22 protein-coding genes and 1 pseudogene are annotated in these 25,907 nt (G+C 71.4%); 6 read left to right on the top strand and 17 right to left on the bottom strand.

What is annotated here, in order from left to right; translation table 11 throughout:
* Positions 1-27 precede the first annotated feature (27 nt).
* From ACWCSV_RS24700 to ACWCSV_RS24690, 3 genes are all read right to left on the bottom strand, one after another.
* Complete coding sequence (locus ACWCSV_RS24700; RefSeq protein WP_451145637.1) at positions 28-690, bottom strand: response regulator; 663 nt, start codon at positions 688-690, stop codon at positions 28-30.
* Positions 687-2,099 carry a sensor histidine kinase gene (locus ACWCSV_RS24695; protein ID WP_451145635.1) on the bottom strand — a complete coding sequence of 471 codons (1,413 nt, stop codon included), beginning with the start codon at positions 2,097-2,099 and terminating at the stop codon, positions 687-689. Before ACWCSV_RS24695 ends, ACWCSV_RS24700 begins: the two co-directional genes overlap by 4 nt.
* 100 nt (positions 2,100-2,199) lie before the next feature.
* On the bottom strand, positions 2,200-3,213 hold the full coding sequence (locus ACWCSV_RS24690) for a class I SAM-dependent methyltransferase (protein WP_451145633.1): 1,014 nt from the start codon (positions 3,211-3,213) through the stop codon (positions 2,200-2,202).
* A gap of 47 nt (positions 3,214-3,260) precedes the next feature.
* Here ACWCSV_RS24690 and ACWCSV_RS24685 point away from each other — a divergent pair, with 47 nt between their 5' ends.
* Complete coding sequence (locus tag ACWCSV_RS24685; RefSeq protein ID WP_451145631.1) at positions 3,261-3,842, top strand: XRE family transcriptional regulator; 582 nt, start codon at positions 3,261-3,263, stop codon at positions 3,840-3,842.
* A 29-nt stretch (positions 3,843-3,871) separates the two neighbouring features.
* On the opposite strand, the gene ACWCSV_RS24680 is transcribed toward ACWCSV_RS24685, so the two are convergent.
* The 12 genes and pseudogenes from ACWCSV_RS24680 to ACWCSV_RS24625 all read right to left on the bottom strand — a co-directional run.
* Positions 3,872-4,759, bottom strand: coding sequence for an alpha/beta hydrolase (locus ACWCSV_RS24680; RefSeq protein ID WP_451145629.1), 888 nt, complete (start codon positions 4,757-4,759; stop codon positions 3,872-3,874).
* 122 nt (positions 4,760-4,881) lie between these two features.
* A complete protein-coding gene (kynU, locus tag ACWCSV_RS24675) occupies positions 4,882-6,114 on the bottom strand; it encodes a kynureninase (RefSeq protein ID WP_451145627.1) in 1,233 nt (410 codons plus the stop codon).
* Positions 6,107-6,955, bottom strand: a complete 849-nt coding sequence (locus tag ACWCSV_RS24670) for a tryptophan 2,3-dioxygenase family protein (RefSeq protein ID WP_451145625.1) — start codon at positions 6,953-6,955, stop codon at positions 6,107-6,109. Before ACWCSV_RS24670 ends, kynU begins: the two co-directional genes overlap by 8 nt.
* Before the next feature lie 281 nt (positions 6,956-7,236).
* The gene (locus tag ACWCSV_RS24665) at positions 7,237-7,650 is read right to left on the bottom strand and encodes a DUF3151 domain-containing protein (RefSeq protein ID WP_328720367.1); all 414 of its coding nucleotides are present in this window, start codon (positions 7,648-7,650) and stop codon (positions 7,237-7,239) included.
* A 128-nt stretch (positions 7,651-7,778) separates the two neighbouring features.
* Positions 7,779-9,431 (bottom strand): MFS transporter, encoded by a 1,653-nt coding sequence (locus ACWCSV_RS24660; protein WP_451145623.1) that lies wholly within the window; start codon positions 9,429-9,431, stop codon positions 7,779-7,781.
* Positions 9,432-9,502: 71 nt separating this feature from the next.
* Positions 9,503-10,663, bottom strand: coding sequence for a MalY/PatB family protein (locus tag ACWCSV_RS24655; RefSeq protein ID WP_451145621.1), 1,161 nt, complete (start codon positions 10,661-10,663; stop codon positions 9,503-9,505).
* Between the two features lie 179 nt (positions 10,664-10,842).
* Positions 10,843-11,865 carry a class II fructose-bisphosphate aldolase gene (gene fbaA, locus ACWCSV_RS24650; protein WP_327177002.1) on the bottom strand — a complete coding sequence of 341 codons (1,023 nt, stop codon included), beginning with the start codon at positions 11,863-11,865 and terminating at the stop codon, positions 10,843-10,845.
* 213 nt (positions 11,866-12,078) lie between these two features.
* The gene (gene pyrE, locus ACWCSV_RS24645; RefSeq protein WP_390958805.1) at positions 12,079-12,618 is read right to left on the bottom strand and encodes an orotate phosphoribosyltransferase; all 540 of its coding nucleotides are present in this window, start codon (positions 12,616-12,618) and stop codon (positions 12,079-12,081) included.
* Positions 12,619-12,650: 32 nt separating this feature from the next.
* Positions 12,651-13,442 (bottom strand): aldose epimerase family protein, encoded by a 792-nt coding sequence (locus ACWCSV_RS24640; RefSeq protein WP_451145619.1) that lies wholly within the window; start codon positions 13,440-13,442, stop codon positions 12,651-12,653.
* Between the two features lie 46 nt (positions 13,443-13,488).
* Positions 13,489-14,463, bottom strand: coding sequence for an SRPBCC domain-containing protein (locus ACWCSV_RS24635; protein WP_451145617.1), 975 nt, complete (start codon positions 14,461-14,463; stop codon positions 13,489-13,491).
* Between the two features lie 33 nt (positions 14,464-14,496).
* On the bottom strand, positions 14,497-16,098 hold the full coding sequence (locus ACWCSV_RS24630; RefSeq protein WP_451145615.1) for a polyamine aminopropyltransferase: 1,602 nt from the start codon (positions 16,096-16,098) through the stop codon (positions 14,497-14,499).
* A gap of 315 nt (positions 16,099-16,413) precedes the next feature.
* A pseudogene (locus ACWCSV_RS24625) lies at positions 16,414-16,923 on the bottom strand (DUF2617 family protein); the annotation flags it as partial.
* Positions 16,924-17,781: 858 nt separating this feature from the next.
* Here ACWCSV_RS24625 and ACWCSV_RS24620 point away from each other — a divergent pair.
* The 4 genes from ACWCSV_RS24620 (at position 17,782) to ACWCSV_RS24605 (ending at position 21,597) form a co-directional block, all read left to right on the top strand.
* A complete protein-coding gene (locus ACWCSV_RS24620; RefSeq protein WP_451145613.1) occupies positions 17,782-18,942 on the top strand; it encodes a pyridoxal phosphate-dependent aminotransferase in 1,161 nt (386 codons plus the stop codon).
* Between the two features lie 260 nt (positions 18,943-19,202).
* Positions 19,203-19,859 carry a hypothetical protein gene (locus ACWCSV_RS24615; protein ID WP_451145611.1) on the top strand — a complete coding sequence of 219 codons (657 nt, stop codon included), beginning with the start codon at positions 19,203-19,205 and terminating at the stop codon, positions 19,857-19,859.
* A gap of 418 nt (positions 19,860-20,277) precedes the next feature.
* Positions 20,278-20,832: a hypothetical protein gene (locus ACWCSV_RS24610; protein WP_451145609.1), complete on the top strand. Its 555-nt coding sequence runs from the start codon at positions 20,278-20,280 to the stop codon at positions 20,830-20,832.
* Positions 20,833-21,597, top strand: a complete 765-nt coding sequence (locus ACWCSV_RS24605; RefSeq protein WP_451145607.1) for a hypothetical protein — start codon at positions 20,833-20,835, stop codon at positions 21,595-21,597.
* 204 nt (positions 21,598-21,801) lie between these two features.
* Here the strand turns inward: ACWCSV_RS24605 and ACWCSV_RS24600 are convergent, their stop codons facing one another.
* Positions 21,802-22,353: a YbjN domain-containing protein gene (locus ACWCSV_RS24600; RefSeq protein ID WP_451145605.1), complete on the bottom strand. Its 552-nt coding sequence runs from the start codon at positions 22,351-22,353 to the stop codon at positions 21,802-21,804.
* Positions 22,354-22,713: 360 nt separating this feature from the next.
* Here ACWCSV_RS24600 and ACWCSV_RS24595 point away from each other — a divergent pair, with 360 nt between their 5' ends.
* Entirely contained in the window at positions 22,714-23,139 is a 426-nt protein-coding gene (locus ACWCSV_RS24595) for a hypothetical protein (protein WP_451145603.1), read from the top strand.
* Positions 23,140-23,211: 72 nt separating this feature from the next.
* Here ACWCSV_RS24595 and clpB read toward each other — a convergent pair whose 3' ends face one another.
* Positions 23,212-25,827 (bottom strand): ATP-dependent chaperone ClpB, encoded by a 2,616-nt coding sequence (gene clpB / locus ACWCSV_RS24590; protein ID WP_451145601.1) that lies wholly within the window; start codon positions 25,825-25,827, stop codon positions 23,212-23,214.
* Positions 25,828-25,907 lie beyond the last annotated feature (80 nt).

The following is a 25,907-nucleotide window of genomic DNA, read 5'->3' as shown; positions in this document are numbered from 1 at the left end:
GGCCGCCGTCCGCCGGTCCGGCACGCCCTACCCCGGCGTGACCAGCCGCGCTTCGTAGGCGAAGACCGCCGCCTGGGTGCGGTCGCGCAGTCCGAGCTTCACCAGGACCCGGCTCACATGGGTCTTGACGGTGGATTCGGCGACCACCAGGTGCGCGGCGATCTCCGCGTTGGAGAGCCCCTGCGCGACCAGCACCAGCACCTCCGTCTCGCGTTCGGTGAGGTCCCCGATCCGGGCCAGGGCCGGGGGCTTCGGCGCCTGGGAGAGTCTGGAGAACTCGGCGATCAGCCGGCGCGTCACGGTCGGCGCGAGGAGCGCCTCGCCGGAGGCCACCACCCGTACGGCATCGGCGAGTTGACGGGCGGAGGCGTCCTTGAGGAGGAAGCCCGAGGCCCCGGCGCGCAGGGCCTGGTAGACGTACTCGTCCAGGTCGAACGTGGTGAGCACGAGCACCTTCGCCTCCGCGTCGGCGGCGACGATCTCGCGGGTGGCCTCGATGCCGTTCATCTCCGGCATCCGGATGTCCATCAGCACCACGTCCGGGGCGAGCGCGGCGACCCGCTCGACCGCCTGCCGTCCGTCGACCGCCTCGCCGACGACCTCGATCCCGGGCATGGCGTTGAGCAGCACCGAGAAACCCTCGCGGACCATCATCTGGTCGTCGACGATCAGAACCCCGATGTCGCTCACGCGGCGGCCTCCTCTTCCGTACCGGTGCCGGTCGCGGCGTCGGCGTCGGCGTCGGCGTCGGCGTCGGCGTCGGCGTCACCGGTACCGGTCGCGGTGTCGGCGTCCTTCACCGCCCGGGGGACGGGGATGAAGACGGCGACCTCGTAACCGCCCTCCTCGGTCTCCCCCGCGGTCATCTCGCCCTCCAGCATCGCGACCCGCTCGCGCATCCCGGTGATGCCGTGCCCGGCGCCCGGTGACGCGTCGACCGGCCCGGTCGGCGGCCCGTTGACGACCCGTACGCCGAGCCCGCCGAGGACGTAGGCGATCTCTACGGCGGCGGTGGCCCCCGGAGCGTGGCGCAGGGTGTTGCTCAGCGCCTCCTGGACGATCCGGTACGCCGACAGCTCGACGCCCTGCGGCAGTTCGCGCACCGCCCCGGTGACCGTCTTCTCCGTCTCCAGGCCCGCCTCGCGGACGTTGTCCAGCAGCCGGTCGAGCCGGGCGAGGGTGGGCTGCGGGGCGTCCGGTGCCTCCTGGTCCTCCGCCCGTACGACACCGAGCACGCGCCGCAGTTCGGTGAGCGCGGCGACCGCGTTCTCGCGGATGGTGACGAACGCCTGCGCCAGCTCGGGCGGCGGGTTCTCCACCCGGTACGGGGCGGCCTCGGCCTGGATCGCCACCACCGACATGTGGTGGGCGACCACGTCGTGGAGCTCGCGGGCGATGGTGGTGCGCTCCTCGAGGAGCGTGCGCCGGTCGCGCTCGACGGCCGTGACGGTGCGCTGGACCGTCACCTCCCGCTCGGCCTCGCTCACCTCGCGCTCGGCCTCCCGCCGGACCTGGACCACGGTCACCACGAGCAGGGCCAGCGCCGACACCACGAACATCGGTGCGGCGGTGGAACCGCCCAGCCGGTACGGCGCGACGGTCCCCAGCAGCGTGCCCAGCACCAGGGTGAGCAGCCACATCCCGGCGGCGGCACGCGGCCGGGTACGGGCCGCGCACACCACCAGCACCACCAGGTGGCCCCAGAAGCTGCTCGGACCCCAGGGCCAGGCCGTACCGGCGAGGGCGACGACCACCGTGGCCGCCATCGACCCCCAGAAGGCGGCCACCGGCCGGACGAGCGTCAGCACCACCGGGATCGCCGGGACCACCCCGAGGACGAACTGCTCGCTCGGCGCGTTCAGTCCGAGGAGAAGGCAGATCACCGCAGCCACCAGCACCAGGGCGTGTGGGGTCCAGACGAGCTTCTCCCGTGCGCTCACGGGCAGTCGGCGCAGCAGCGGCCCCTCGCCGCTGAGCGGGGGCAGCGGGCGGTAGGCCAGCGCGTCCTGGCGGAGGTCCTCCCGCAGGCTCTCCACCGCGCCCCGCGCCCAACGGAGTTCGGGTGCCTTCGTCTTCGCTTGCACAAGGGTCTCGGTCACGGGCACCACGGTAGGGCGGAGCACCGGCCGGGGTCGTCCCCACCCAAGCGGATACCGGGGCCTCCGTCTCAGGGACTACGAAGCCCAGGGACCGCGCGCCTCACCCGCGGCCGGCCACCCAGACGCTCCGTTCGGTACGGACGGTGAGGTCGTCGCGGTGCAGCACGCCGTGCGGGCCGTCCGCTTCGGTGAGCGCGTCCAGGGTGGCGAGGTCCTCGGCGTCGAGTACGCCGTCGAGCGCGGAACGGACGCGGGTGAGGGACGCCTGGACGTAGCGGCCGGTGGCGGCGGGCAGCGGGGCGGTCAGGTCGATGGCGACGACCCGTTCGGCCACCACGTCGAGCCCGGCCTCGCGCAGCCGCGCCCCCCAGTCCTCGGCCATGTGCATCCCGGCCGCCGTCCGCCCCTCGGCCTGCGCCGCGTGGACGCGCTCCTCCAGCCCGGGGCGGCCGATGCCGAGGTCGTCGGGGAGGAAGCGCGGGAAGCCTTCGAGCTCGACCGCGACCATGAGTCCGCCGGGCCGCAGCACCTCGCGGACCTGGGCGAGGACGCGGCCCGGGTCGGCCATGTGGTGGAGCGAGGCGGAGGCCCACACCAGGTCGTAGGGCCCGGCGGGCAGGGCCTCGGTGTCGAGGTCGGCGACGACGGTACGGACACGGTCGGCGACCCCGCGCGCGGCGGCCTTCTCCGCCAGACGGGCGGCCATCTCCGGCGAGGCGTCCACGGCGGTGACCTCGGCGTCCGGGAACCGCTGGAGCAGGGCGAAGGTGCCCGCGCCGGTGCCGCTGCCCAGGTCGAGCACGCGCGGGCGCCGCCCGCCGGGCTCCTGCGGCGCTTCGGCCGCGTCCGCCGCTCCAGGAGCCCTCTCCGCCGCTTCCGCACCTCCCGCCGTCCCGCCGGACAGCTCCTGGATCCAGCCGGTCAGCTCGTCCAGGTGCTCGTGGAGCACCTCGGCGTCGAGATCCAGCATCTCGGTCAGTACGGAGAAGTCGCCGGCGTCCTGCGCCCCGTGGCCGTGACCGTGCCGGTGGCCGTGACCGCCGCCGTGCCGATGCCCGTGACCGTGCCCCTCGTGCTCGCCGTGCCCGTGCTGGTGCTCCTCGTGTGCGCTCATGCTTCGAGCCTACGCACGCCTTGCGCCGAAGACATAGCATCTTGCGTATGACGCAAGACGGTGAACTCGACTCCCTGGTCCGCAAACGGATACGCGGCCTCCGCACCGCTCAGGGCTGGTCGCTCGACGATCTGGCCGCGCGGTGCTTCCTCAGCCCGTCCACCCTGAGCCGTATCGAGACCGGACACCGGCGGATCAGTCTCGATCAGCTCGGTTCGATCGCGCGTGCCCTCGGAACCACCCTGGACGCGCTGGTGGAGTCCGTGTCCGACGAGGACGTGGTGATCCGCCCGCAGCACGACGCGGAGTGCGGGACGACCACCTGGCTGCTGAACCGGGAGGGCGGGCAGCCGGGCGTCACCGTGGTCCGGATGGGCATCACCGCGCCCGAGCCCCGGCACGGGCGGGACGAGCTGAAGGTCCACCCGGGCGGCAAGGACTGGTTCACCGTGCTCTCCGGCACGGTCGTGCTGCTGCTGGGGGAGCGGACCATCACGGTCGAGACCGGCGAGGCCGCGGAGTTCTCCACGATGGTCCCGCACGCCTTCGGCTCACGCGGCGGCCCGGCGGAGATCCTCGCCATCTTCGACCGCGACGGCCGGCGCACCCACCTGCGCCCGGAGCGCTGAGCCACCGGACAGCGCCGGACACGCCCCGCTCACCAGGCGAGTTGCTCCAGCTCCTCCGCGACCACCGCGCAGGCGTCCGCCGAGGGGTCGATGAGCGGGAAGTGGCCGACCTCGTCCAGCAGGGTCAGCCCGACCGTCTCCCCCGCCGTCGCCGCCGCGGCGACGAACGCCTCCGCGACCGGCTGCGGCACGACGACGTCCGCGCACCCCTGCACCACGACGGTCGCGATGCCGGTGGGCAGCAGAGCGGCCGGATCGACGTGCGGGCGCCGCTCGGCGAACCCCTCCTCGCCGCCCAGGAGTTCGTGGACCGCACCCGAGCAGATGCCGAGCTTCGCGGCGGTCATCAGATCGGCGACCGGGGCCAGCGCCACCACCCCGCGCAGCGGCGGAGGTTCGGGCAGCCGCCACGGCGAGCCCGCGGGCAGCACATGCCGGGCCGCCGCCCAGAGCGCGAGGTGGCCGCCCGCCGAGTGGCCGGTGACGACGGTCCGCCGCAGGTCGGCCTCGGGCAACTCCCGCGCCACCAGCACCGGGAGGGCGTCCATCGCCGCGGCCACGTCGTCGAAGGTCTCGGGCCAGCGCCCGGCGGCGTTGCCCTCCTCCGCCGGGGAGGCGGGGCCGCGCCGGTACTCGACGTTGGCTACGGCGAAGCCCCGGCGGGCCAGGAACCCGGCGAGCGGCGACACATGGCGGCGGTCGTACGGGGCGCGCCAGGCGCCTCCGTGGAGCAGTACGACGAGCGGCACCCCGGTCCGCCCGTCGCGCGGGGCGTAGAGGTCGACGACCTGGTCGGGGTGGTCCCCGTAGGCGGCGGTCCGGTCGGGGGCGACCTCCGGATGCGCGAACGCCGACTTCTCCTCGACGGCGTCACGATCACGCGCGGCGTCACGATCACGCGCGGCGGAATCCGACATTCTTGCTCCAACCATCCTCGGGGCCGCCCCACTTGTCCGACCTGCGGGGACCGTACCAGTCCCCGGAGCGGCCGCCGGACGGAGCCGGTTCACCACCGGACCCGTCCGCGACCACCCGGGAGCTACCGGCCCTGCGTGGCGGCCCCCGCCGGCACGTCCGCCAGCACCCCGGCCAGCACCCGTGCGGCCCGCTCCGCATCGGCGAAGCCGACGTACAGCGGGGTGAATCCGAACCGGAGCACGTCGGGGCGGCGCAGGTCGCCGACGACGCCCCGGGCGACCAGTTCGCGCATCACCGGTTCGGCCTCGGCGCACCGCAGCGCGACCTGGCTGCCGCGCTCGGCGTGCGCGGCCGGGGTCACGGAGACGACCCGGCCCTCGGGGGCGTACGCCTCGACGCACTCCAGGAAGAAGTCCGTCAGGGCAAGGGACTTGGCGCGCACGGCCTCGATCGGGACGTCGTCCCACACGTCGAGCGCGGACTCCAGCGCCAGCATGGAGAGGATGTCCGGCGTGCCGACCCGGCCCCGGACGGAGCCCTCGGCGGGCTCGTACCCGGGGGTCATGCCGAACGGGTCGGCGTGCGAGTTCCACCCCGGCAGCGGGGAGTCGAAGACGTCCTGGTGGCGCTCCGCGACGTACAGGTACGCGGGTGAACCCGGGCCGCCGTTCAGGTACTTGTAGGTGCAGCCGACCGCAAGGTCCACGCCGTGCTCGTCCAGGCCGACCGGCAGCGCACCGGCGCTGTGGCAGAGGTCCCAGACCACGACGGCCCCCGCGCGCTGCACGGCGGCGGTGAGCGTGGGCAGATCGTGCAGCCGCCCGGTGCGGTAGTCGACATGGTTCAACAGCACTGCGGCAGTACGGGAGTTGACGCGGTCGGCGACGTCGGCGGGGTCGACCGGTACGATCCGGTGGCCGGTCATCCGGGCGACCGAACCGGCGATGTAGCCGTCGGTCGGGAACGTCGAGGCGTCGACCATGATCTCGTCCCGGCCGCCCGGTGCGAGCCGGGTCGCGGCGACCAGCGCCTTGAAGATGTTGACGCTGGTGGAGTCGCCGGCCACGATCCGGCCCGGCGCCGCGCCGACGATGGGCGCGATGCGGTCGCCGACCCGCTCGGGCGCGGTCCACCAGCCGCTCTCGTCCCAGGACCGGATGCGCAGCTCACCCCATTCGCGGGTGAGGACGTCGTGCAGCCGGTCGGGCACGTGGACGGGGAGCGCGCCGAGCGAGTTGCCGTCCAGGTAGACGCCCTCGTCGAGGGTGAACAGCTCGCGCATGGCGGCGAGTTCGTCGGCGGCGTCGAGCTTGGCCGCACGGTCCGCCAGCAGGCGGTGGTTGGTCTCAGACATGACTGCGGGCCGTCCAGAGTTCGGGGAACACGTTCTTCGATGCGCGCTTCTCCAGCCACGCCACTCCGGCGGAACCGCCCGTTCCGGTCTTCGAGCCCATGGCCCGCCGGGTCGCCACCAGGTGGTCGTTGCGCCAGCGCCAGACCAGCTCGCCGACGTCCGTGAGCAGTTCGCCGAGGCGCACCAGCTCGTCGTACTTCTCCGGTTCGGCGTATATCCGGGCCCAGATGGCCTCGATCACCGGGGAGGGTTCGTACTTCTGCCGCAGGTCGCGGCCGAGGACGGACTGCGGCACCGGGTGCCCGCGCCGCGCGAGCAGCGCCAGCGTCTCGTCGTAGAGGCTCGGCTGGCTCAGCGCCTTCTCCAGCTCGGCGTACACGCGCGGGGAACCCCGGTGCGGTACGAGCATCGAGGCGGACTTGTCACCGAGGAGGAACTCCATCCGCCGGTACATCGCCGACTGGAAGCCGGAGCCCTCGCCGAGCGAGCTCCGGTAGGAGTTGAACTGGGCGGGGGTGAGCTGGGCCAGCGGGCGCCAGGACGCGTTCAGTGCCTCCAGCTGGCGCAGCGAGCGCTTCAGGGCGTCCCGCGCGACCGGCAGCCGGTCCTCGCGCAGGGCCAGCGCCGCCGTCTCCCACTCGTGGACCAGGACGGTGAACCACAACTCCATGACCTGGGTGGTGACGAGGAAGACCATCTCGCCGGGATCGTCGGAGCGCAACTGCTGCAAATGGGTGAGAACGTCCGCCTGGACGTAGTCCTCGTAGGGAGTCGTTCCCGCGAAATCGAGGTACGGGGTCTCCGCACCGGTCTCTTCGGAATCGGGGTGTTTCGCCGACATCGCTGTCTCCTCGACACGAGCTTCCGGGTAGCGGTCCGCCCCGTCCTAGCTGGGTGGGCTCCGGTCCCCTGCGGCGCATCCTATGACCGGAGACCCGCGAGGTGCTCGGCCGCGAGGAACTTGATCCGCCCGGTTCGGCGCCCGGCCCGCGCCCGCCGCAACGCATACCGGCCCGCAGCCGACAAAGCGGCTGCGGGCCGGTTGACCAGGCACGACGGGCGGCTCCGGGCCGTCCGGCGCTTCCTGGCGGATCAGCTCGGGGTGGATCAGCTCAAGGTGGATCAGCCCAGGATGTCGGCTGCGGTCGGCGAGGAGTCGCGGAGGAAGGTCGAGCAGCGCTCGTACTCCTCCTGCTCGCCGATGGCTCCGGCGGCGCGCGCGAGGGCGTGCAGGGCGCGGAGGAAGCCGCGGTTCGGCTCGTGCTCGAACGGGACGGGCCCGTGGCCCTTCCAGCCGGCCCGGCGCAGGGCGTCGAGCCCGCGGTGGTAGCCGGTGCGGGCGTAGGCGTACGACTCGATGACCCGGCCGCCCTCGAAGGCGTCGTCGGCCAGCTGCGCCCAGGCGAGCGAGGAGGTGGGGTACTTCGCCGCGACCTCGGCGGGCGGGGTGCCGCCGGCGAGCAGCCCACGCGGCTCCGGGTCGTCGGGCAGGTGGGTCGGGGCGGGGCCCCCGAGCAGGTTCTCGTGGATGGACATGGGTCCCAGTGTGCCTGGCACCCGGGTGTTCCGGGACACCGCCCGGCCCGCTGCCGGGGACACCGCCCCGGCCCGCCACCGGGCCCCCGCAGCCGCACCGCCGGTCCCCTTCGCGCGGCGCCGGCCGGTCACTCCTCGGGGCGCCGCCGGGCGGGCTCCAGGGGCGGCGCGACGATCCCGCAGTGCACGGTGCACTCGGGCCGGCAGGGCGCCCCGGCCGGATGGGCGCCGCCGCCCTCCACGCCACCGCCGTCCACCCGCTCACGGTCGCCGTCCATGGACGGGGCCGGGCCCGGGGCGGGCGTCCGTACCGTGCAGAAGGCGAGCACCGCACCCGCCACCAGGAGCCCCGCGCACATCGGCATCGCCCGCCGGAAGGTCGCGGCGAACTCGCCCGCGTCCCGGTACGCTTCCGGGCCCATCCCCGCCAGCAGCGGCAGCGCGGCGACCGCGATCAGGCCGGCCGCGCGGGCGGCGGCGTTGTTGATGCCGCTGGCCAGCCCCGCCTGCCCGGTGTCCACCGCCGCCAGCACGGTCGCGGTGAGCGGCGCGACCAGGGTGACGAGTCCCAGGCCCAGCACCACCACGGCGGGCAGTACCTCGCTCAGGTACCCGGTGAGCGAGGCGCTCCCGGGTCCGACCCGCAACATCAGCAGCATGCCCCCGGCGGCCAGCAACGGGCCGACGGTGAGCGGGATGCGGGGGCCGATCCGGTGCCCCAGTTCGCCGGAGGCGGCCGAGAAGAACAGCATCAGCACGGTCGTCGGGAGCAACGCGGTGCCCGCGCCGAGCGCCGAGTACCCGGCGACGACCTGGAGCTGGATCGCGGAGAGGAAGAAGAACCCGCCCAGCGCCGCGTACACGCAGAACGTCACCAGGTTGACGACGGTGAACAGCCGCGAGCGGAAGATCGCCGGAGGCACCATGGGGTCCGGCCGCCGCCGCTCCACCTGCACGAACGCCGCCCCGGCCACCACTCCGCCCACCGCCGCCCCGATCACCGCGGGCGAGGCGCCGCTCCCCGGGGCCTCGATCAGCGCGTACGTCACCAGGGCCAGTGCCACCGCCCCGAGCACCGCCCCGAGGACGTCGAAGCGCCCGTGGGCGCGCGGGTCCCTGGACTCCGGCACATGGCGCAGCGCGACCGGTACGCAGAGCGCGGCGACCGGCAGGTTGAGCAGGAAGACCCACCGCCAGCCCGGCCCGTCGACGAGCCAGCCGCCCACGAACGGCCCGATGGCCGCGCCGACCCCGCCGAAGCCGGACCAGAGCCCGACCGCCCGGGCCCGGTCGTCCGGGTGGAAGCTCGCCTGGATGAGCGCCAGCGACCCCGGGGTGAGCAGCGCCCCGCCGATGCCCTGGAACGCGCGCGCCGCGACGAGCACGGCGGCGTTCGGCGCGACGGCGCAGACCAGCGAGGCGAGGGCGAACCAGATGACGCCGACGACGAAGACCCGCCGCCGCCCGTACCGGTCGCCGAGCGAACCGCCCAGCAGGATCAGCCCGGCGAGCGTCAGCATGTAGGCGTTGACGGTCCACTGGAGCGCCGCGAGGTCGGTGCCGAGGTCCTCGCCGATCCGGGGCAGCGCCACGTTGATGACGGTGGAGTCCAGCATCGCCATGCCGGAGCCGAGGACGGTGGTCAGGACGATCCACCGTCCGGGCGCCGAGGCGGCCCGGATCTCCCCGGCGGTCTTCGGCGCACCGGCGTCCGCCGCTCCGTCCGTCCGCGCGGGCGTGCGGTCCCGGGGCGTCGGAGGTTTCTCGGGGGTTTCACCCATGGGGGCAGCATCGCCGCTGCCCGCCGGGGCGTCCAGTGGGCGCCGGGCACGCCCCCGTACCCCGCCCGCGGCTACCGCAGCGAGCGGATCGCCCGGACCAGCGCGTCGACGCCCGCCTCCGCCTTGGCGCGCGGGCAGCCGACGTTGAGCCGTACGAAGCCGTCCGAGCCGTAGACCCCGCCCGGCATGATGGCGACCTTCTCCCGCTCGATCAGCACCCGCTGGAGGGCGTCGTCGTCCAGGCCGAGCGGCCTGAGGTCGATCCAGGCGAGGTAACCGGCCTGCGGCGGGCGCCAGTCCAGCTCCGGGAAGGCGGCCCGCAGCCGCTCCTCGACCAGGGCGAGGTTCCCGGCGATGTACGTGCGCAGCTCGTCGAGCCACGGCCCGCCCTCCCGGTACGCGGTGATGTGGGCGGTCAGCGCGAGCACCGCCGGGGACTCCAGACCCTCGGCCGTGGCCATCCGCCGCAGGTACTCGGCCCGGTCCGCCGGGTCGCCGATCAGCCCGTACGAACCGCTCAGCCCGGGGAAGTTGAAGGACTTCGAGCCGGAGGTGATGAGCGCCCAGCCCGCGGGGCCCCGGTCCGCCACCCGGGTCCACGGCACGTGGTGGTACCCCTCGTGCGCGAAGTCCGAGTGGATCTCGTCGCTGATCACCCGCACGTCGTGGAGCGCGGCCAGCTCCGCCATCCGCGTCAGCTCGGCCTCCGTCCACACCCGTCCCGTGGGGTTCTGCGGCGAGCAGAGCAGCAGCACCTTCGCGTCGGGGCGGGCGAGTTCCCGTTCCAGGGCCGCGTCGTCACCGACCGGCACCCCGCGCATCTCGCGCCCCAGGCCGAGGACCGCCTTACGGAAACCGTCGTACGTCGGGGTGTGGGTGACCACCGCGTCGCCGGGTCCGGTCCACATCCGCAGCAGCTGGGAGAGCTGGTTGAGCACCGAGGGGCCGTAGACGAGCTGCCCGGTGTCGATGGCGGTGGCGTAACGGGTGGCGTACCAGTGGGCGATCGCCGAACGGAAGTCGTCCTGCTGCCAGTCGGTGTACCCGAACACCCCGTGGTCGATCCGGGCCCGCAGCGCGTCCAGCACCTCGGGCGCGGTCCGGAAGTCCATGTCGGAGATGGTGAACGGCAGCAGCCCGTCCACCCCGAACCGGTCGGCGACCCCGTCCCACTGCACGCTCCAGGTACCCCGGCGGTCGACGACGGCGTCGAAATCGTAGGACGGACTCACAGCGGTACCTCACATGGTTCGGTCGTTCACAGGTCGTGTGCGGCGCGGGGTGACGCCCGGTGTCGCGCCGGGTGCTGCCCCTGGGCCGCACATGCCACGGGCCCGACCTCACCGGGGATCACCCAGGAGTGTCGGGCCCGCGACACACGCAGGACGGGGCCGAAGGGCCCCGAACGCGCCTACTTCAGCTTCGTGCCCGTGGAGCGCAGGTTGGCGCAGGCCTCGGTGACACGCACGGCCATGCCCGCCTCGGCGGACTTGCCCCAGGTGCGGGGGTCGTACGTCTTCTTGTTGCCGACCTCGCCGTCGACCTTCAGCACGCCGTCGTAGTTGCGGAACATGTGGTCCGCGATCGGGCGGGTGAAGGCGTACTGGGTGTCGGTGTCGAGGTTCATCTTCACGACGCCGTTCTCCAGCGCGGTGGCGATCTCCTGCGCGGTGGAGCCGGAGCCGCCGTGGAAGACGAAGTCGAACGGGGAGGTCTTGCCGTACTTGGCGCCGACGCCCTCCTGGAGGTCCTTCAGGAGCTCGGGGCGGAGCACGACGTTGCCCGGCTTGTAGACGCCGTGCACATTGCCGAAGGAAGCGGCCAGCAGGTAGCGGCCCTTCTCGCCCAGGCCGAGCGCCTCGGCGGTGCGCAGCGCGTCGTCGACGGTGGTGTACAGCTCGTCGTTGATCTCGTGCGTGACACCGTCCTCCTCGCCACCGGTCGGGGTGATCTCGACCTCAAGGATGATCTTGGCAGCGGCGGCCTTGGCGAGCAGCTCCTGACCGATGGCCAGGTTGTCCGCGAGGGTCTCGGCCGAGCCATCCCACATGTGGGACTGGAACAGCGGGTTGAGGCCCTTGGCGACGCGCTCGGCGGAGATGTCCAGCAGCGGACGGACGTAGCCGTCCAGCTTGTCCTTGGGGCAGTGGTCGGTGTGCAGCGCCACGGTGATGTCGTACTTGGCGGCGACGATGTGCGCGAACTCGGCGAGGGCCACGGCGCCCGTCACCATGTCCTTGTTGTACTGACCGCCCAGGAACTCCGCACCGCCGGTGGAGATCTGGACGATGCCGTCGCTCTCGGCCTCGGCGAAACCGCGCAGAGCCGCGTGGAGCGTCTGGGTCGAGGTCACGTTGATGGCCGGGTAGGCGAACTTGCCTGCCTTCGCCCGGTCGAGCATCTCGGCGTAGACCTCGGGGGTTGCGATGGGCATCTGTCCGCTCCTTGGGATGTGCGGGTGTGCAGTGCTGGTCCCTGACCTGGGGGCGACGTCATCGTCGTGCCCATCTTCCCAGACTCCTGCGGGGACTCCACCCGGAGGACCCCCGTAGAAACGGGTCCGGGGCGCACTGTTTCACGTGAAACAGTGCGCCCCGGAGAAAACCGCAGGTCAGAGGGGAAACTCCCGGAACTCCCGCTGCTCGGCTCAGGCCAGGTCGAGATCGGCGACCGAGTAGACGTGCAGATACGGCAGTCCCGCCTCGGCGATGGCCGGGGCGGCGCCCCGCTCCACGATCACGGCGACGGCGACGACCTCGCCACCGGCCTCACGGACGGCCTCGACGGCGGTCAGCGGCGACCCGCCCGTGGTCGAGGTGTCCTCGACCACCAGGCAGCGGCGGCCCTTGACGTCGGTGCCCTCGATACGGCGCTGCATCCCGTGCGCCTTCTGCGCCTTGCGGACGACGAACGCGTCCAGCGACTCACCGCGCGCGGCGGAGGCGTGCAGCATCGAGGTGGCGACCGGGTCGGCGCCCAGGGTCAGACCGCCGACGCAGTCGTAGTCCAGTTCGGCGGTGGCGTCGAGCATGACCTGGCCGACCAGCGGCGCGGCCTTGCCGTCCAACGTGATCCGGCGCAGGTCGATGTACCAGTCGGCTTCCAGACCCGAGGAGAGGGTCACCTTGCCGTGCACCACGGCCTTGTCCTTGATCTGCTGGAGCAGGTCAGCGCGTACGTCAGTCATACCGTCGAGAGTACGTGGCGGGGCAGGCATCCTCAGAGCCGAGCCCAGCTCCAGGTGGTCTCCATCTCCAGCGGCTCGATCGGCGTGACCAGGCGCGGAGTCGAATTCAGCCCGTTGGGCGGGCCGGACTGCGGCTCCACGCAGAGCGCCTCGTCCTGCTCGTCGTAGATCACGACCCACTCGTCGCGGCTGGTCACGGTCAGCTCCAGCTGCTCCGGCCAGGTGACCGTGGCCTTGACGCCGTCCGGCATCCCGAAACAGTCGTCCCAGGGCCCGGGGAGCGGGTCGATCCTGCGGCCGGTCGGCATGTGGTCCGCACCGCGCTCCTCCTGCCAGGCGGCGTCGAAGGAGAGCTGGGCGTCCTGGCCGCCGATGTTGCGCAGGAACCAGGGGTGCCAGCCGGCCTGGGCCGGGAAGGAATCGCCGTACGTCTCCACGGACATGCGGATCGTCAGGGCGTCCTCGGAGAGTCCGAAGGTCTGCGTCACCCGCCCCCGGTACGGCCACGGTTCGGCGAGGTCGTAGTAGAAGGCGGCCTCGCCCTCCAGCTCCCGCGCGGTGGTCCAGGAGGTGTCGCGGCCGGTGCCGTGGATGGCGTGCGGCGGCGAATTGAGCGGCAGGGTGTGCACCGTGTCGCCGTTGCGGAACTCGCCGTACGCCGTCCTCCCGACCCACGGCACCATGGGGAAGCAGCCGTACCGCTCGCCCTGGCGCAGCAGTTCGGTGCCCCCGATCCGCAGGCTGGTGATACGGCACCCCCGGACGGGGTCGATGGTCAACTCGGCGTCGCCGGCGGTCAGCCGGATGCTCTTCTCGCTACTCACGGAACGACCCTAAGGGTTGTCCGCGGGACAGCCCCTACTGGCGCGCTCACCCCCGGCGCCGCAGCGCCCGCCCCACGACGACGGCGGAGGCGATGGCGAGGGCCGCCGCCGGGGCCACCCACCGCAGGGTGGAGGAGGCGGTGGTGGTCTCCGGCGAGGGCACCGGCGCGTACCGGCCGCGCGGCGGCGCGTGGTCCACCTCCTCGGCGCTCCTCCCGATCATGGTGCGCCGGGCGTGCGCGGCCTCGGCCGGCGGCTCGTCCGGGACGGCGAACTCGATGCCGGCGCTCGCGTCGAGCGAGGAGGGCGGCACCGGGGCGTCGAAGAGGGACCCGGTGCCCGCACCGGCCGGGGAGTCCGTGTCGCCACCGTCGGGACGCGTCTCCGCGTCCGCCTGCGCCTCGATGCCGGTGCTGCTGTCGGCGTCCTCGTACGGACCGCCGGCGGGAGGCGTGTCGGCGGAGGGTGTGCCGGCGGGGGGCGTACCGGCGGAGGTTTCAGGCGCCTCGCCCGCCTCACCGGCCCCCGGCGTCCCGTGGCCCCCTGGCCCTCCCGGCGTCTCCTGCGCCCCGTGGACGGCCAGGCTCTCCGTGACGAGCTGCTGGGTGAAGCGGTCGAGCAGCCGGCGGGCGGCGACGCGTACGGCCTCGGCGTCGAGCTCGGCGAGGCGGCCGTCGCCGCCGGCGGTGCCCGTGTAGCGGATCGTCGTACCGGACGCGCCCTCTTCGCTCCCGGAGTCCTCCAGGGCGATCGTCAGGGCCAGCTTCACCGCGCCGGCGCCCCGGGCGGCGGTGCCTTCTCCGGTGACGGAGACGGTGTCCTCGCCCGTCGCGGTGAGCTCCAGGGCGCCCCGGTAGGTGATCGTGTGGCCGTCCACCCGGAACCTCAGCCGGCCGGCGAGCGCCTCGGACGCGGCCGCGTCCTGCTGGAGGGACGGGACGCAGCGCGCCACCCTGACGGGATCGCCGAGCGCGCTCCGCAGGGACGCGACCGGAACCGGAACGAACACCTCATGCTCCATGAATCCGAGCCTACTCACGCTCCGCCCTCCGCGTCAGGTCTCCGAGGCGTAGCGCGGATGCAGCAGCGTGGACGGCGGCTGCCCCGGCAGCCGCATCGCCTCCGCGGTCCGGCCTGCCGCCGCCAGCCCCTCCGCGCCGAGGGTCCTCAGGACGGGGGTCCCCGGGCCGAGCCCGAGCACCGGCGACGCACCGCCCGGGGCCGCCAGCACGAAGCCCCAGTCCTCCTCGGCGCCCGCGTCGCCCTGCACCCGGTCCGGACTCGCGCCGAAGCCGGTACGCCGCCCGAGCACCCGGTAGGGCCGGGTGGCCATGCCCGCCGCGCGCACGGTGGCGTCCACCGTCCAGTAGGTGCGCGGGCGCTTCCCCGGCGGCCCCGCGTGCACCACGAACCGGCCGCCCGGGGCGACCACCCGCCTGACCAGGCCGTAGAACTCGGCGGAGTACAGCTTGGTGCTCGCGGTGATCCCCGGATCGGGCAGATCGGAGATGACCACGTCGTAGCGGTCGTGGGCGGTCCGCAGCCAGGTGAACGCGTCCGCGTTGACGGCCGTCAGCCGCGGATCCGCGTAGGCCCGGCCGTTGAGCGCGGAGAGCGCGGGGTCGGTACGGGCCAGCCGGGTGACCCCCGGGTCGAGCTCGACCACCGTGACCCGGCGTACGTCGGGGTAGCGAAGCACCTCGCGGGCGGCCAGCCCGTCACCGCCGCCGAGTACCAGCACCCGGGCGTGCGGCCCGCGCATCGCCGGGTGGACGAGGGCCTCGTGATACCGGGACTCGTCGCGGGCGCTGACCCGCAGCCGGCCGTCGAGGTAGAGGTCCAGGGTGTCGCGCCCGGAGCCGGTGAGGACGATCTCCTGCACCCCCGTCTGCACCGCGACCCGCACCTCGCCCCCGTACACCGCCCGGCGGGCGGCCCGCTCGAAGTCGTCCACCAGCACGGTGGCGGTCGCCAGCAGCGCCATCGCGCAGATCCCGGCGAGGACGAGGAGCCAGCGGGACCGGGCGGTGAGGTCGCGGCGGAAGAGCCAGAGGATCAGGGCCCCGCCCGCCGCCGCGTTGACCGCCCCGGTGAACAGCGCACCGGTCAGCTGCCCCAGCATCGGCAGCAGCAGGAAGGGGAAGGCGAGCCCGCCGACCAGGGCGCCCACGTAGTCCGCCGCGAAGAGATCCGCGACGGTGCCGCCCGCGTCCTGCCGGTCGACCCGCTGGATCAGCGTCATCAGCAGCGGGATCTCCGCCCCGATCAGGACGCCGATCGCCACCGAGAACCCGACCAGCGCGACGCGCGACTCACCGAGCCAGGCGAAGGAGGCGTAGAGCACCAGGGCGGAGAACCCGCCGACCAGTGCGAGCGCCACTTCGATCAGGGCGAAACCGACGGCCGCGTGGCAGCGCAGACGCTTCGCGAGCAGCGAGCCGATGCCCATCGCGAAGACCATCACGGAGAGCACCACCGACGCCTGCGTCACGGAGTCGCCGATCAAGTACGAGGCCATGGCTACCAGTTCGAGCTCGTACACCAGACCGCAGGCGGCGCAGACGAACACGGAGGCCAGCACGAGGAAGCGGCCGGTCCGCGGGCGTACGGGAAGGGGCGCCGCACCCCCGAGAAGGGGCACCTGCTGGTCGATCATGCCCGAAACGCTACGTCACGATTCCTTCGCACCCTGTCACCCGCAAGGGTGCACCTGAGGCTTCGCAGCGAGCGCCCGGCGTGCGCCAACCGCCCACCGGCGCACGCCAACAACCCGCACGCCGCGCGCTTTTCGGTCACCTCAGAGCACCAGGGCGGGCGCACCGGCCCCGGCGGAAACAGCGGGCACCCCGGACACCGCCGAAGCGGCCGGAAAGACCGTAGCCATCAGGGGAGTTGAGTGCTCAACGAACGCCGGAACACTTCCCGCGCCCTCACTCGCCCCCGCCCTGGGTACCGCCACTCCACTCGGCTGCGCCGGAATCCGCACCCCGACCCGGGTCCGCGTGGCGACCAACTGCCCCTCCTGCGGGTACGCGTGCCACGTACGCCACCGCACCTGCCCCTCCGAACACTGGGCCAGCATCGCGGTGAAGGCGTACGGGCTGCCCGGAAAAGTGCCCGCCAGCCCGTGCGGGTGCTCGGCCACCAGCGCGAGCAACTCCTGGGCCCGCGCAGCGAATTGCCCCTCGTTGAGGGTCTCCACACGCGCGGCGAACTCGTACTCCCGGTCGCCCAGTCGCTCGGCCACCCCCAAGGGCAGCGGGGTACGCGTACCCGGGAGGCATGCCACGGTCTCCGAACAGGTGTCGCCACCCTCCTTCAACAGGACCTGATGTGAGGCACCGAGCAGCCTCAACTGCATGGTGGCGCCGCCGAGCTGGAGATCCAGCACGGCGAGGGCGGGCAGCGGCTCCCTGCCGAGCGCCCACGCCAGGTCGGCAGCGCGGGTGTCGGAATAGGCCGTCTGGAGGGACGTGAGCATGGGTCGGCTCCGCAAACGCAGGGACACATGAGCAGGGGGCGCCACCGGAGGAGAGACGTGGGGAGGTGGGAGGCACCAGATCCGGCCCAACTGGGGTCCGTGGGCTGAAATGTTCTGTCAAACGAGGGAATCACGAACTACGCCGTACTCACCGCGTTTTTGACCAACTTGACGTGGTTTCCATCCCCTGGGGGGCAATACAGCTCAACTGTTCAACCAGAAAGCCCCCGTGCGGCCCCGGCCGCGCCGAAGATCCACAACACGACGGGGCCCGGCCGGAGTTGATCACCCCCGCCGGGCCCCGCACTTTCTCTCCACGAGCGCCCACCGGCGCGCACCGGACCGCGTCAGCTGCTGCCGCAGCCGCCTCCCCCGCCGCACGAGGATCCCCCGCCGCACGAGTGCCCGCCCCCGCACGAGTGCCCACCGGAGTGCCCGCTCGAGTGGCTGGAACCACCGTCCCCGGACGAACCGCCGTCACCGGCCCACCAGCTGTCCCCGGACGACCGCCCGCGCCCCGAGGAGCGGCGCGCCTTCTTCGTGCTCACCGTGTACCCGCGCGGTCCGCTCCGGGGCCCGGATCCGCCGGACGCCGGCCGGTTCCTCCCCGACCACCTCACGGCCGTCACGACGACCCCCGCCACCGCCAGCGCGATCAGCGCCATCAGGACGTACGTCACGCCCCTCACATCCTTCCGTCCCCCGTGGCGGCCCCCGCCGCCTCCGAAACCCCATCCGGATGTCTGCGGGATGCCCCGCCCGTATCCGCGCCAAAGCGGACTTGAGCAACTCCAGAGCTTGCCGACAGGATGACCATGGGTCCCGGAGACGCCGGCCCGCATCGAGGACGGTGGAGAGATGAGCCGCAGGCCACTGCTGAACCGCAGGCTGGACGGGCACGGGACGACGATCTTCGCGGAGATGTCGGCCCTGGCGCTCACGACCGGAGCCATCAACCTGGGGCAGGGCTTTCCCGACACCGACGGCCCCGAGGGGGTCCGGGAGGCCGCGGTCCGCGCCCTGCGCGAGGGGAAGGGCAACCAGTACCCGCCGGGCCCGGGCATCCCCGAACTCCGTACGGCCGTCGCCGGCCACCAGCGCCGGTTCTACGGCCTCGCCTTCGACCCCGACACCGAGGTCCTGGTCACCGCGGGCGCCACCGAGGCCATCGCCGCGAGCATGCTGGCCCTCCTGGAGCCGGGCGACGAGGTCATCGCCTTCGAGCCCTTCTACGACTCGTACGCGGCGTGCATCGCCATGGCCGGCGGCGTCCGCGTCCCCCTCACCCTGCGCGCCCCGGACTTCCGCCCCGACCTGGACGCGCTCCGGGACGCCATCACCCCGCGCACCCGGCTGCTCCTCCTGAACAGCCCGCACAACCCGACCGGCATGGTCCTCACCCGCGAGGAACTGTCCGCCATCGCCGAACTCGCCGTCGAGCACGACCTCCTGGTCGTCACCGACGAGGTCTACGAGCACCTCGCCTTCGACGGCGACCACATCCCGCTCGTCTCCCTGCCCGGGATGCGCGACCGGACCGTCTCCATCTCCTCGGCCGGCAAGACGTTCTCGTACACGGGCTGGAAGATCGGCTGGGTCACCGGCTCCGCCGCCCTGGTCACCGCCGTCCGTACCGCGAAGCAGTACCTCACCTTCGTGAGCGGCGGCCCGCTCCAGTACGCCGTGGCCGAGGCCCTGGCCCTCCCCGACGCGTTCTTCACCGGCTTCCGCGACGACCTGCGCGCCAAGCGCGACCTGCTCACGGCCGGCCTCACCGCCGCCGGCTTCGAGGTGTACCGGCCCCAGGGGACCTACTTCGTCACCACCGACGTCGCACCCCTGGGCGAGAAGGACGGCGTCGCCTTCTGCCGCGCCCTCCCCGAGCGCGCCGGCGTCGTGGCCGTCCCCAACTCCGTCTTCTACGACGACCGGGAGGCGGGCCGCACCCAGGTACGGTTCGCGTTCTGCAAGCGCGAGGAAGTGCTCCGGCAGGCCGTGGAGCGCCTCGGGAGAATGTGACCCCACCTGGGTGCCGTGGTGGATTCCGCGCGTGGCGAAGCGTCAACGAGCAGTGAGCGGTTGACTCGTACGCGAGTGATCGCAGGTCTCCTCTGGGCGACGGACGGGCCAGGGCTGCCCCGGCCGTCCGCGTGCCCGAGCGAGAGCGGTCCTCCGCTGGCACTCTTTTCGTAAAATCACTCGATCGTGTAGATCTTGGACCGCGAGCACCACTCATCCCGTCGCGTGCCTAGCCTCTCCCTGTGCCGAAGACATTTCCCGTGGGAACGAAGATCTACAAGGTGCTGAACCGAGCCCGTACGGTGGAGCCGTACCCCGTCTGGATGACGTGGGAAGGCGTTGCGCAGCGGGTCTATGGCTACTCCTTCGAGACTCGAAATGCGCAGCAGTGCGTGAGCAGGCTTTCCTCCGTTGGCGTGGTGCGCTACAAGAACGGACGAACGGCAGGCCCCAGGATCTACCCCACCTCCGCCGAGACATGGATGCTCCAGCAGGTGCAAAAGGTATTCTCCGACGTCATGGTCCCCGTGGACAGCGCGCGATATCGGCCGCCCACGAAAGAAGAAGTCGTGGAAGCATTCATCAACGGTATCCACAACCCCCACGTACCCGTCGATCTCGCCGAGGTCGTCGGTCTGGTCAATCTGCACTGCAAGACGTCCTTCGACGCTTCGGAGGTTTCGTGGTGGCGCCTGGGCTTCGAACAGCGGCAGACGCAGGAACGCCACTCCTGTTTGGCCCGGATGGCGCGCGCGATGGGTCAACTCCGTGACGAAAGGGAACGACAAGAGATCGAAGCCCGCAAGGTGTGGGTGGGACCTTGGCGAGTCGACCTCGCATCCCTGACGGAGTGTCCTTGCTGCGGGCAGAAAATCGCGGTCCCGTCAGCGGTGCATACCCGGGCCGCGTCGCTCTAGGCAACGTGTAGGCCCGTCCGCGACCGAGACCAGCACGCGGAGTCCCGAAAATGATCAGCCCCAGGCCGGCCTGCCGGTCTGGGGCTGGCTCGCGCCCCAGAACTCAAAGCAAATGATCGCGCCACAGGGGTACAGGAGCAGTTTCGTGACGGCGCGCGTATGCGTCGCGGACACTCCACCATCCCTCTTCTTTTCCGATAATACTAAAAGCGTGTACACGAAACTCATTTCGCGAACCGAGCCGACCGCGCATCGAACACACTTCCACATCGATTCCGCATTGCAATAAATCAACCACTCTGAGATTCTGTAAGGCTTTACTCGTAGGCGTGTGCAGCCTAACGCGGCTGCATGAGAACGCACCGCAGCGAAGCCGTCCGCATCGCCAAGAGCACCGCAAGATCGAGCAGGAAACGTTGTGACCGGACAGCCGAGGAGAGAGATGAAAGACCCGGAAATCGAAGCCATGACCGCCCTGGCGGAAGCGCTTCACGCTCTGGAGGGGGACGCCCAGGGGAGAGTGCTTCGTTGGGCGGCCGAGCGTTTCGGTGTTCCCCTGCCAGTCCCCGCCCCGAGGCAGGAAAGCGTCGAGGCAGGACACGAGCTGCCGTACAGCGCGCTCCACGGCGCCCCGGAGGAAAAATCGGAGACCGATAGGCCGAAATTCGAGCACTTCGCGGAGCTCTACAACCGGGCGAACCCGTCGACGGATGTCGAGAGGGTCCTGGTGGCCGGCTACTGGTTCCAGGCAGTTCGCGACCAGCCTTCCTTCCAAGCGGCTCACCTCAACCAGGAGCTGAAGCATCTTGGCCACGCCGTCAAGCACGTGACGATGGCCTTGGAAAGCAATCAGGTAAGGAAACCCACCAGGATCATCCAGCTGAGGAAGTCCGGTGCCGCCAAGCAGGCACGTAAAACGTACAAGCTTACGCACGAAGGTCTCGTGCGTGTCCAAGAAATGATTGCTTCCTAAATGAAACTAACCCCCGATTGCGCCCTCTCCGGCCTCCCGGAGGGATTACGCGGAGATCTGATCGGATCATTCAACCAGATCGTCCGGAATTACCGCGAACGCCGATGGGAACCAGCAGAACTGAATGGTGGGAAACTCTGCGAGGCTATTTACACTGCCATTGTCGGCCACATGGACGATTCGTACGCGGATCGATCGTCCAAGCCTAACAACATGTTGGCCGCCTGCCAGGCTCTGGAACGCAGGCAAGGCTTCCCGCGATCCATCAGGATTCAGATTCCGCGCATGCTGATCGCGCTCTATGAAATTCGGAACAACCGCGGAGTCGGGCATGCAGGTGGAGACGTCGACCCAAGCCAGATGGACGCCACAGCGGTCCTCTACATAAGCAAGTGGCTCATGGCCGAATTGGTGCGTTTCTTCCACTCCCTGACGACGGAACAGGCTGCCACCGTTGTCGATAGCCTCATCGAGCGCGAGGTCCCACAACTCTGGTCAGACGGAAGAAGAAAGCGTGTTCTACTCACAGGCATCTCCTGGAAGAAGAAGATGCTCCTTCTCCTCCTCCCTGAAACTGGGGAAGTCGAGGAGCGGGACCTGATCACATGGCTGGAACATCCGAGTCGCTCACGTTTTCGACGGGATGTCCTACGTCCGGCACACAGGGAAAAACTGATCGAGTTCGACGAAGAAAACGAGTCCGTACGCTTGCTGCCCCCTGGCATCGCGGAGGCAGAATCCTTTGTCGGAACTCTGGCCGGATGAGGGCTGTTCGCCTTCCGTGGTGGATCAGTGTGCGGTGCCGTAGCCCCAGGTTCGGCCCGCGCATTCCTTACAGTCCCGCCCCCGGCGGGCAACACGGCGAATCGAACGCCCCCGCCCCCGGAAACACCGACGGCCGGGTCGGCGGTCGTGGTGACCGCCGCCCGGCCGGGCGTCGTGCGGGTGCGGCCCGCGGAGCGCGGTGGGTCAGCCCTCGGGCGTCTCGTCCGCGGACTCCTCGGCCTTGTCCTCGGCCGGCGCGAGGCCGAGGCGCTCGACGAGCCACTTGTCGAACTCGATGGAGGCGCGGACCCAGCTCACCGTGGAGGAGACGAAGTGCTCCAGGTTGACGCCGGTGCCGATGAGCATCTGCGCCTCACCGATCAGGCGGACCGAACCGGCCTCGCCCTCCTCGCCCTCGTGGGAGTGCGTGTAGACCTTGGGCCACAGGGTGCGGCGGTTCCAGTCGTCGATGGCGTCCAGCAGGACGGCACGCTGGTCGAGGGCGTGCGGGCGGTCGTAGAAAGTCCGCACCGAGAAGACCTGCTGGTCCGCCTCACCGCGGAACATGAAGTACGTGCGGAACTCTTCCCACGGCGCCGCGAGGTCGCCCTCGTCGTCGACGACGAACTTGAGCTCCATCTGCTCCAGGAGCTGCTTGACGAGGTCCTGGTCAGGGACGACGGGGCCCTCCGGTCCTGCCGCCTGCGGTTCGGGCTGGCCCCCGAAATTAGGAATCGAGGACGGATCGATGCTCACCGTTATTTCCCTTCGTGCGGTTGTACGCCATCCTCCCCCATGGCGGGCGGGGAATGGCAACCCCCAGCAGGGTCGATCCGCTCCCGGCGGACAACATGATCCTCCTGCCGCGCGAACGGGGAACGCTTCGCCACCGGCCGGCGTCTTCCAGAGCCGGAGCCGGGACCGGCGCACGGGAGGCAGACCGTGGACAGACCTCAGGAAGCCCAGGAGTCTCACGAAGCCCAGAAGTCTCACCACGTCCGGGAAGCGCCGAGGGACCAGGGACCACAAGGCCCCCAGGAGCACCCCTCGTCCTCTCCGGCTCCCCGGCCTGCGCGGCGGGCGCGTCCCTGGGTCTGGGCGCTGCCGCTGACGCTGGTGGCCGGCACCGGCGCGGTCATGCTCGGCGCGGTCGGCTGGTTCGTCTTCGCCGCCATGACCGGCATGCTCTTCCCCGACGCGGACTCGGGGACGAAGGTCTCCTGCGACGAGGCGATGACGTTCGCCCGCAGGGAGCTCCCCGCAGGCGCGTACGACCGGCGGTGTGAGACCCGGGGAGTCATGGACACCGAGTACGACGTCCGCTTCCGCACCACCGCGCGGGAACTGACCGCCTGGCTGGATTCGGCCTTCCCCGATGTCGCGGACACCGGACTCCGCGCGAAGTCCTGCGACGACGACGACGCCGGCACATATCTGGAGCTGGGCGAACCGCCGCCGGACGGGGCGGTGGCCGCAGACGTGACGGTCGTGTACGAGGACGGCGGCACCGTCCTCGTACACTTCCGCCCCTTCAACGTCTGACCGACGCTTCAGCCGCACCGGACCGAAGCCCGTGCCGCCCTCAGCCGCACCGGACCGAAGCCCGTGCCGCCCTCAGCGCGCCGCCCCCACGATCAGTCCGGTGTCCCCGCCGGTCTCGGCGTCCCCGGACACGTCCACGCGTACGGTGTCGCCGTCCGCGATCTCGCCCGCGAGGATCTCCCGGGCGAGCTGGTCGCCGATCGCCGTCTGGATGAGGCGGCGCAGCGGCCGGGCGCCGTAGGCCGGGTCGTTGCCCTTCTCGGCGAGCCAGGCCAGTGCGGCCGGGGTGACGTCGAGGGTGAGCTGCCGGTCGGCGAGCCGCTTGGCGAGGCGGCCGATCTGGAGCCCCGCGATGTGGGCGAGTTCGTCGCCGGTGAGCGCGGAGAAGACGACCAGGTCGTCCAGCCGGTTCAGGAACTCCGGCTTGAACGAGGCCCGTACGACCTCCAGCACCCGGTCCTTCTTCGCCTCGGGCTTGAGCAGCGGGTCGACCAGGAACTGGCTGCCGAGGTTGGACGTCAGGATCAGGATGGTGTTGCGGAAGTCCACCGTCCGGCCCTGGCCGTCCGTGAGCCGGCCGTCGTCCAGCACCTGGAGCAGGATGTCGAAGACCTCCGGGTGCGCCTTCTCCACCTCGTCCAGCAGGACGACGCTGTACGGGCGGCGGCGGACCGCCTCCGTGAGCTGGCCGCCCTCCTCGTAACCGACGTAGCCGGGCGGGGCGCCGACGAGCCGGGCGACGCTGTGCTTCTCGCTGTACTCGCTCATGTCGACGCGGACCATGGCCCGTTCGTCGTCGAAGAGGAAGTCCGCCAGCGCCTTCGCGAGCTCCGTCTTGCCGACGCCGGTGGGGCCGAGGAAGAGGAACGAGCCGGTGGGCCGGTCGGGGTCGGCGATCCCGGCCCGGGTGCGGCGTACCGCGTCCGACACGGCGCGGACGGCCTCGCTCTGGCCGATCAGGCGCTTGCCGAGCTCCTCCTCCATCCGCAGCAGCTTCTGCGTCTCGCCCTCCAGCAGCCGGCCGGCCGGGATGCCCGTCCAGGCGCCGACCACGTCGGCGATGTCGTCGGAGCCGACCTCGTCCTTGACCAGGGTCTCCTTGGGTGCCTCGGCCGCCACCTGCTCGGCCTCGGTCGCCTCCTCCAACTCGCGTTCCAGGCCGGGGATCTCGCCGTAGAGGAGCTTGGACGCGGTGTCGAAGTCGCCGTCGCGCTGGGCGCGTTCGGCCTGGCCGCGCAGGTCGTCGAGACGTTCCTTCAGCTCACCGACCCGGTTGAGGCCCTGCTTCTCCTTCTCCCAGCGGGCGGTGAGTCCGCGCAGCTCCTCCTCCTTGTCGGCGAGGTCGCGGCGGAGCTTCTCCAGCCGCTGCCGGGAGGCGGCGTCGGTCTCGTTCTTCAGCGCCAGCTCCTCCATGTGGAGGCGGTCCACGGCGCGCTGGAGCTCGTCGATCTCGACGGGCGAGGAGTCGATCTCCATGCGCAGCCGGGAGGCGGCCTCGTCCACGAGGTCGATCGCCTTGTCCGGGAGGAAGCGGGAGGTGATGTAGCGGTCGGACAGGGTCGCGGCGGCCACCAGCGCGGCGTCCGCGATGGAGACCTTGTGGTGTGCCTCGTAACGCCCCTTGAGGCCGCGCAGGATCGCGATGGTGTCCTCGACGCTGGGCTCGGCGACCAGCACCTGCTGGAAGCGGCGCTCCAGGGCGGGGTCCTTCTCGATCCGCTCGCGGTACTCGTCGAGCGTGGTCGCGCCGACCATCCGCAGCTCGCCGCGGGCCAGCATGGGCTTGAGCATGTTGCCCGCGTCCATGGCGGAGTCGCCGCCGGCTCCGGCACCGACGACGGTGTGCAGCTCGTCGATGAAGGTGATGACCTTGCCGTCGCTCTCCTTGATCTCGGAGAGGACGGTCTTCAGCCGCTCCTCGAACTCGCCGCGGTACTTCGCGCCCGCGACCATCGCCCCGAGGTCGAGGGAGACCAGCCGCTTGTCGCGCAGCGACTCGGGCACGTCGCCCTTGACGATGCGCTGGGCGAGCCCTTCGACCACGGCGGTCTTGCCGACGCCGGGTTCGCCGATGAGGACCGGGTTGTTCTTCGTACGCCGCGACAGCACCTGTACGACGCGGCGGATCTCTTGGTCCCGGCCGATGACCGGGTCGAGCTTGCCCTCACGGGCCGCCGCCGTGAAGTCCGTACCGAACTTCTCCAGGGCCTTGTACTGACCCTCCGGGTCGGGTGTGGTCACCCGTCGCCCTCCCCTGCTCTTCTCGAACGCGGCCAGCAGCTTCTTCGCACCGGCCCCCTGAGCCCCGAGGATCTCACCGACGCGGCCGCCCTTCTCGGCGACCGCGATCAGAAGGTGCTCGGTGGACACGTACTCGTCGCCGAGGTCCTTGGCGCGGCGCGCGGCGTCCTCGACGACGGCGAGCAGCTCGCGGTTGGGCTGCGGCGGTGCCACGGTGGAACCGGTGACGCTGGGCAGCGCGCCGAGCAGCCGCTCGGTCTCCGTGCGTACGGCGGCCTGGTCGGCCTCCACGGCGGCCAGCAGATCGATGATGTTCTCGTTGTCCTCGCCCGCGAGCAGCGCGAGCAGCAGGTGCGCGGGGGTGAGATCGGGGTGTCCGTCCTTCACGGCCCTGCTGGTGGCCGCGGTGAGGGCGTCCCTGCTCTTGTTCGTCAGCTCGGCGTCCACGTGCGCTGTCTCCTCCTCAACGATCGCGTATTGCCCAGGCTCTGCACCGGGCCCATGCTTCGACCAACGTGCACAAAGTT

The organism is Streptomyces sp. NPDC001770 (assembly GCF_053596135.1).
The sequence above is the reverse complement of the archived record's forward strand: the minus strand, read 5'-3'. Positions and strand labels throughout refer to the sequence as shown.

Excerpts from the sequence above, each read along its gene's own strand:
- ACWCSV_RS24670 (WP_451145625.1), bottom strand. The coding sequence starts at position 6,955 with ATGTCGGCGAAACACCCCGATTCCGAAGAGACCGGTGCGGAGACCCCG.
- ACWCSV_RS24620 (WP_451145613.1), top strand. The coding sequence starts at position 17,782 with ATGAGCCGCAGGCCACTGCTGAACCGCAGGCTGGACGGGCACGGGACG.
- ACWCSV_RS24635 (WP_451145617.1), bottom strand. The coding sequence starts at position 14,463 with ATGGAGCATGAGGTGTTCGTTCCGGTTCCGGTCGCGTCCCTGCGGAGC.
- ACWCSV_RS24680 (WP_451145629.1), bottom strand. The coding sequence starts at position 4,759 with ATGTCGGATTCCGCCGCGCGTGATCGTGACGCCGCGCGTGATCGTGAC.
- ACWCSV_RS24605 (WP_451145607.1), top strand. The coding sequence starts at position 20,833 with ATGAAACTAACCCCCGATTGCGCCCTCTCCGGCCTCCCGGAGGGATTA.
- kynU (WP_451145627.1), bottom strand. The coding sequence starts at position 6,114 with ATGTCTGAGACCAACCACCGCCTGCTGGCGGACCGTGCGGCCAAGCTC.
- ACWCSV_RS24690 (WP_451145633.1), bottom strand. The coding sequence starts at position 3,213 with ATGAGCGCACACGAGGAGCACCAGCACGGGCACGGCGAGCACGAGGGG.
- ACWCSV_RS24685 (WP_451145631.1), top strand. The coding sequence starts at position 3,261 with ATGACGCAAGACGGTGAACTCGACTCCCTGGTCCGCAAACGGATACGC.
- fbaA (WP_327177002.1), bottom strand. The coding sequence starts at position 11,865 with ATGCCCATCGCAACCCCCGAGGTCTACGCCGAGATGCTCGACCGGGCG.
- pyrE (WP_390958805.1), bottom strand. The coding sequence starts at position 12,618 with ATGACTGACGTACGCGCTGACCTGCTCCAGCAGATCAAGGACAAGGCC.
- ACWCSV_RS24660 (WP_451145623.1), bottom strand. The coding sequence starts at position 9,431 with ATGGGTGAAACCCCCGAGAAACCTCCGACGCCCCGGGACCGCACGCCC.
- ACWCSV_RS24630 (WP_451145615.1), bottom strand. The coding sequence starts at position 16,098 with ATGATCGACCAGCAGGTGCCCCTTCTCGGGGGTGCGGCGCCCCTTCCC.
- ACWCSV_RS24665 (WP_328720367.1), bottom strand. The coding sequence starts at position 7,650 with ATGTCCATCCACGAGAACCTGCTCGGGGGCCCCGCCCCGACCCACCTG.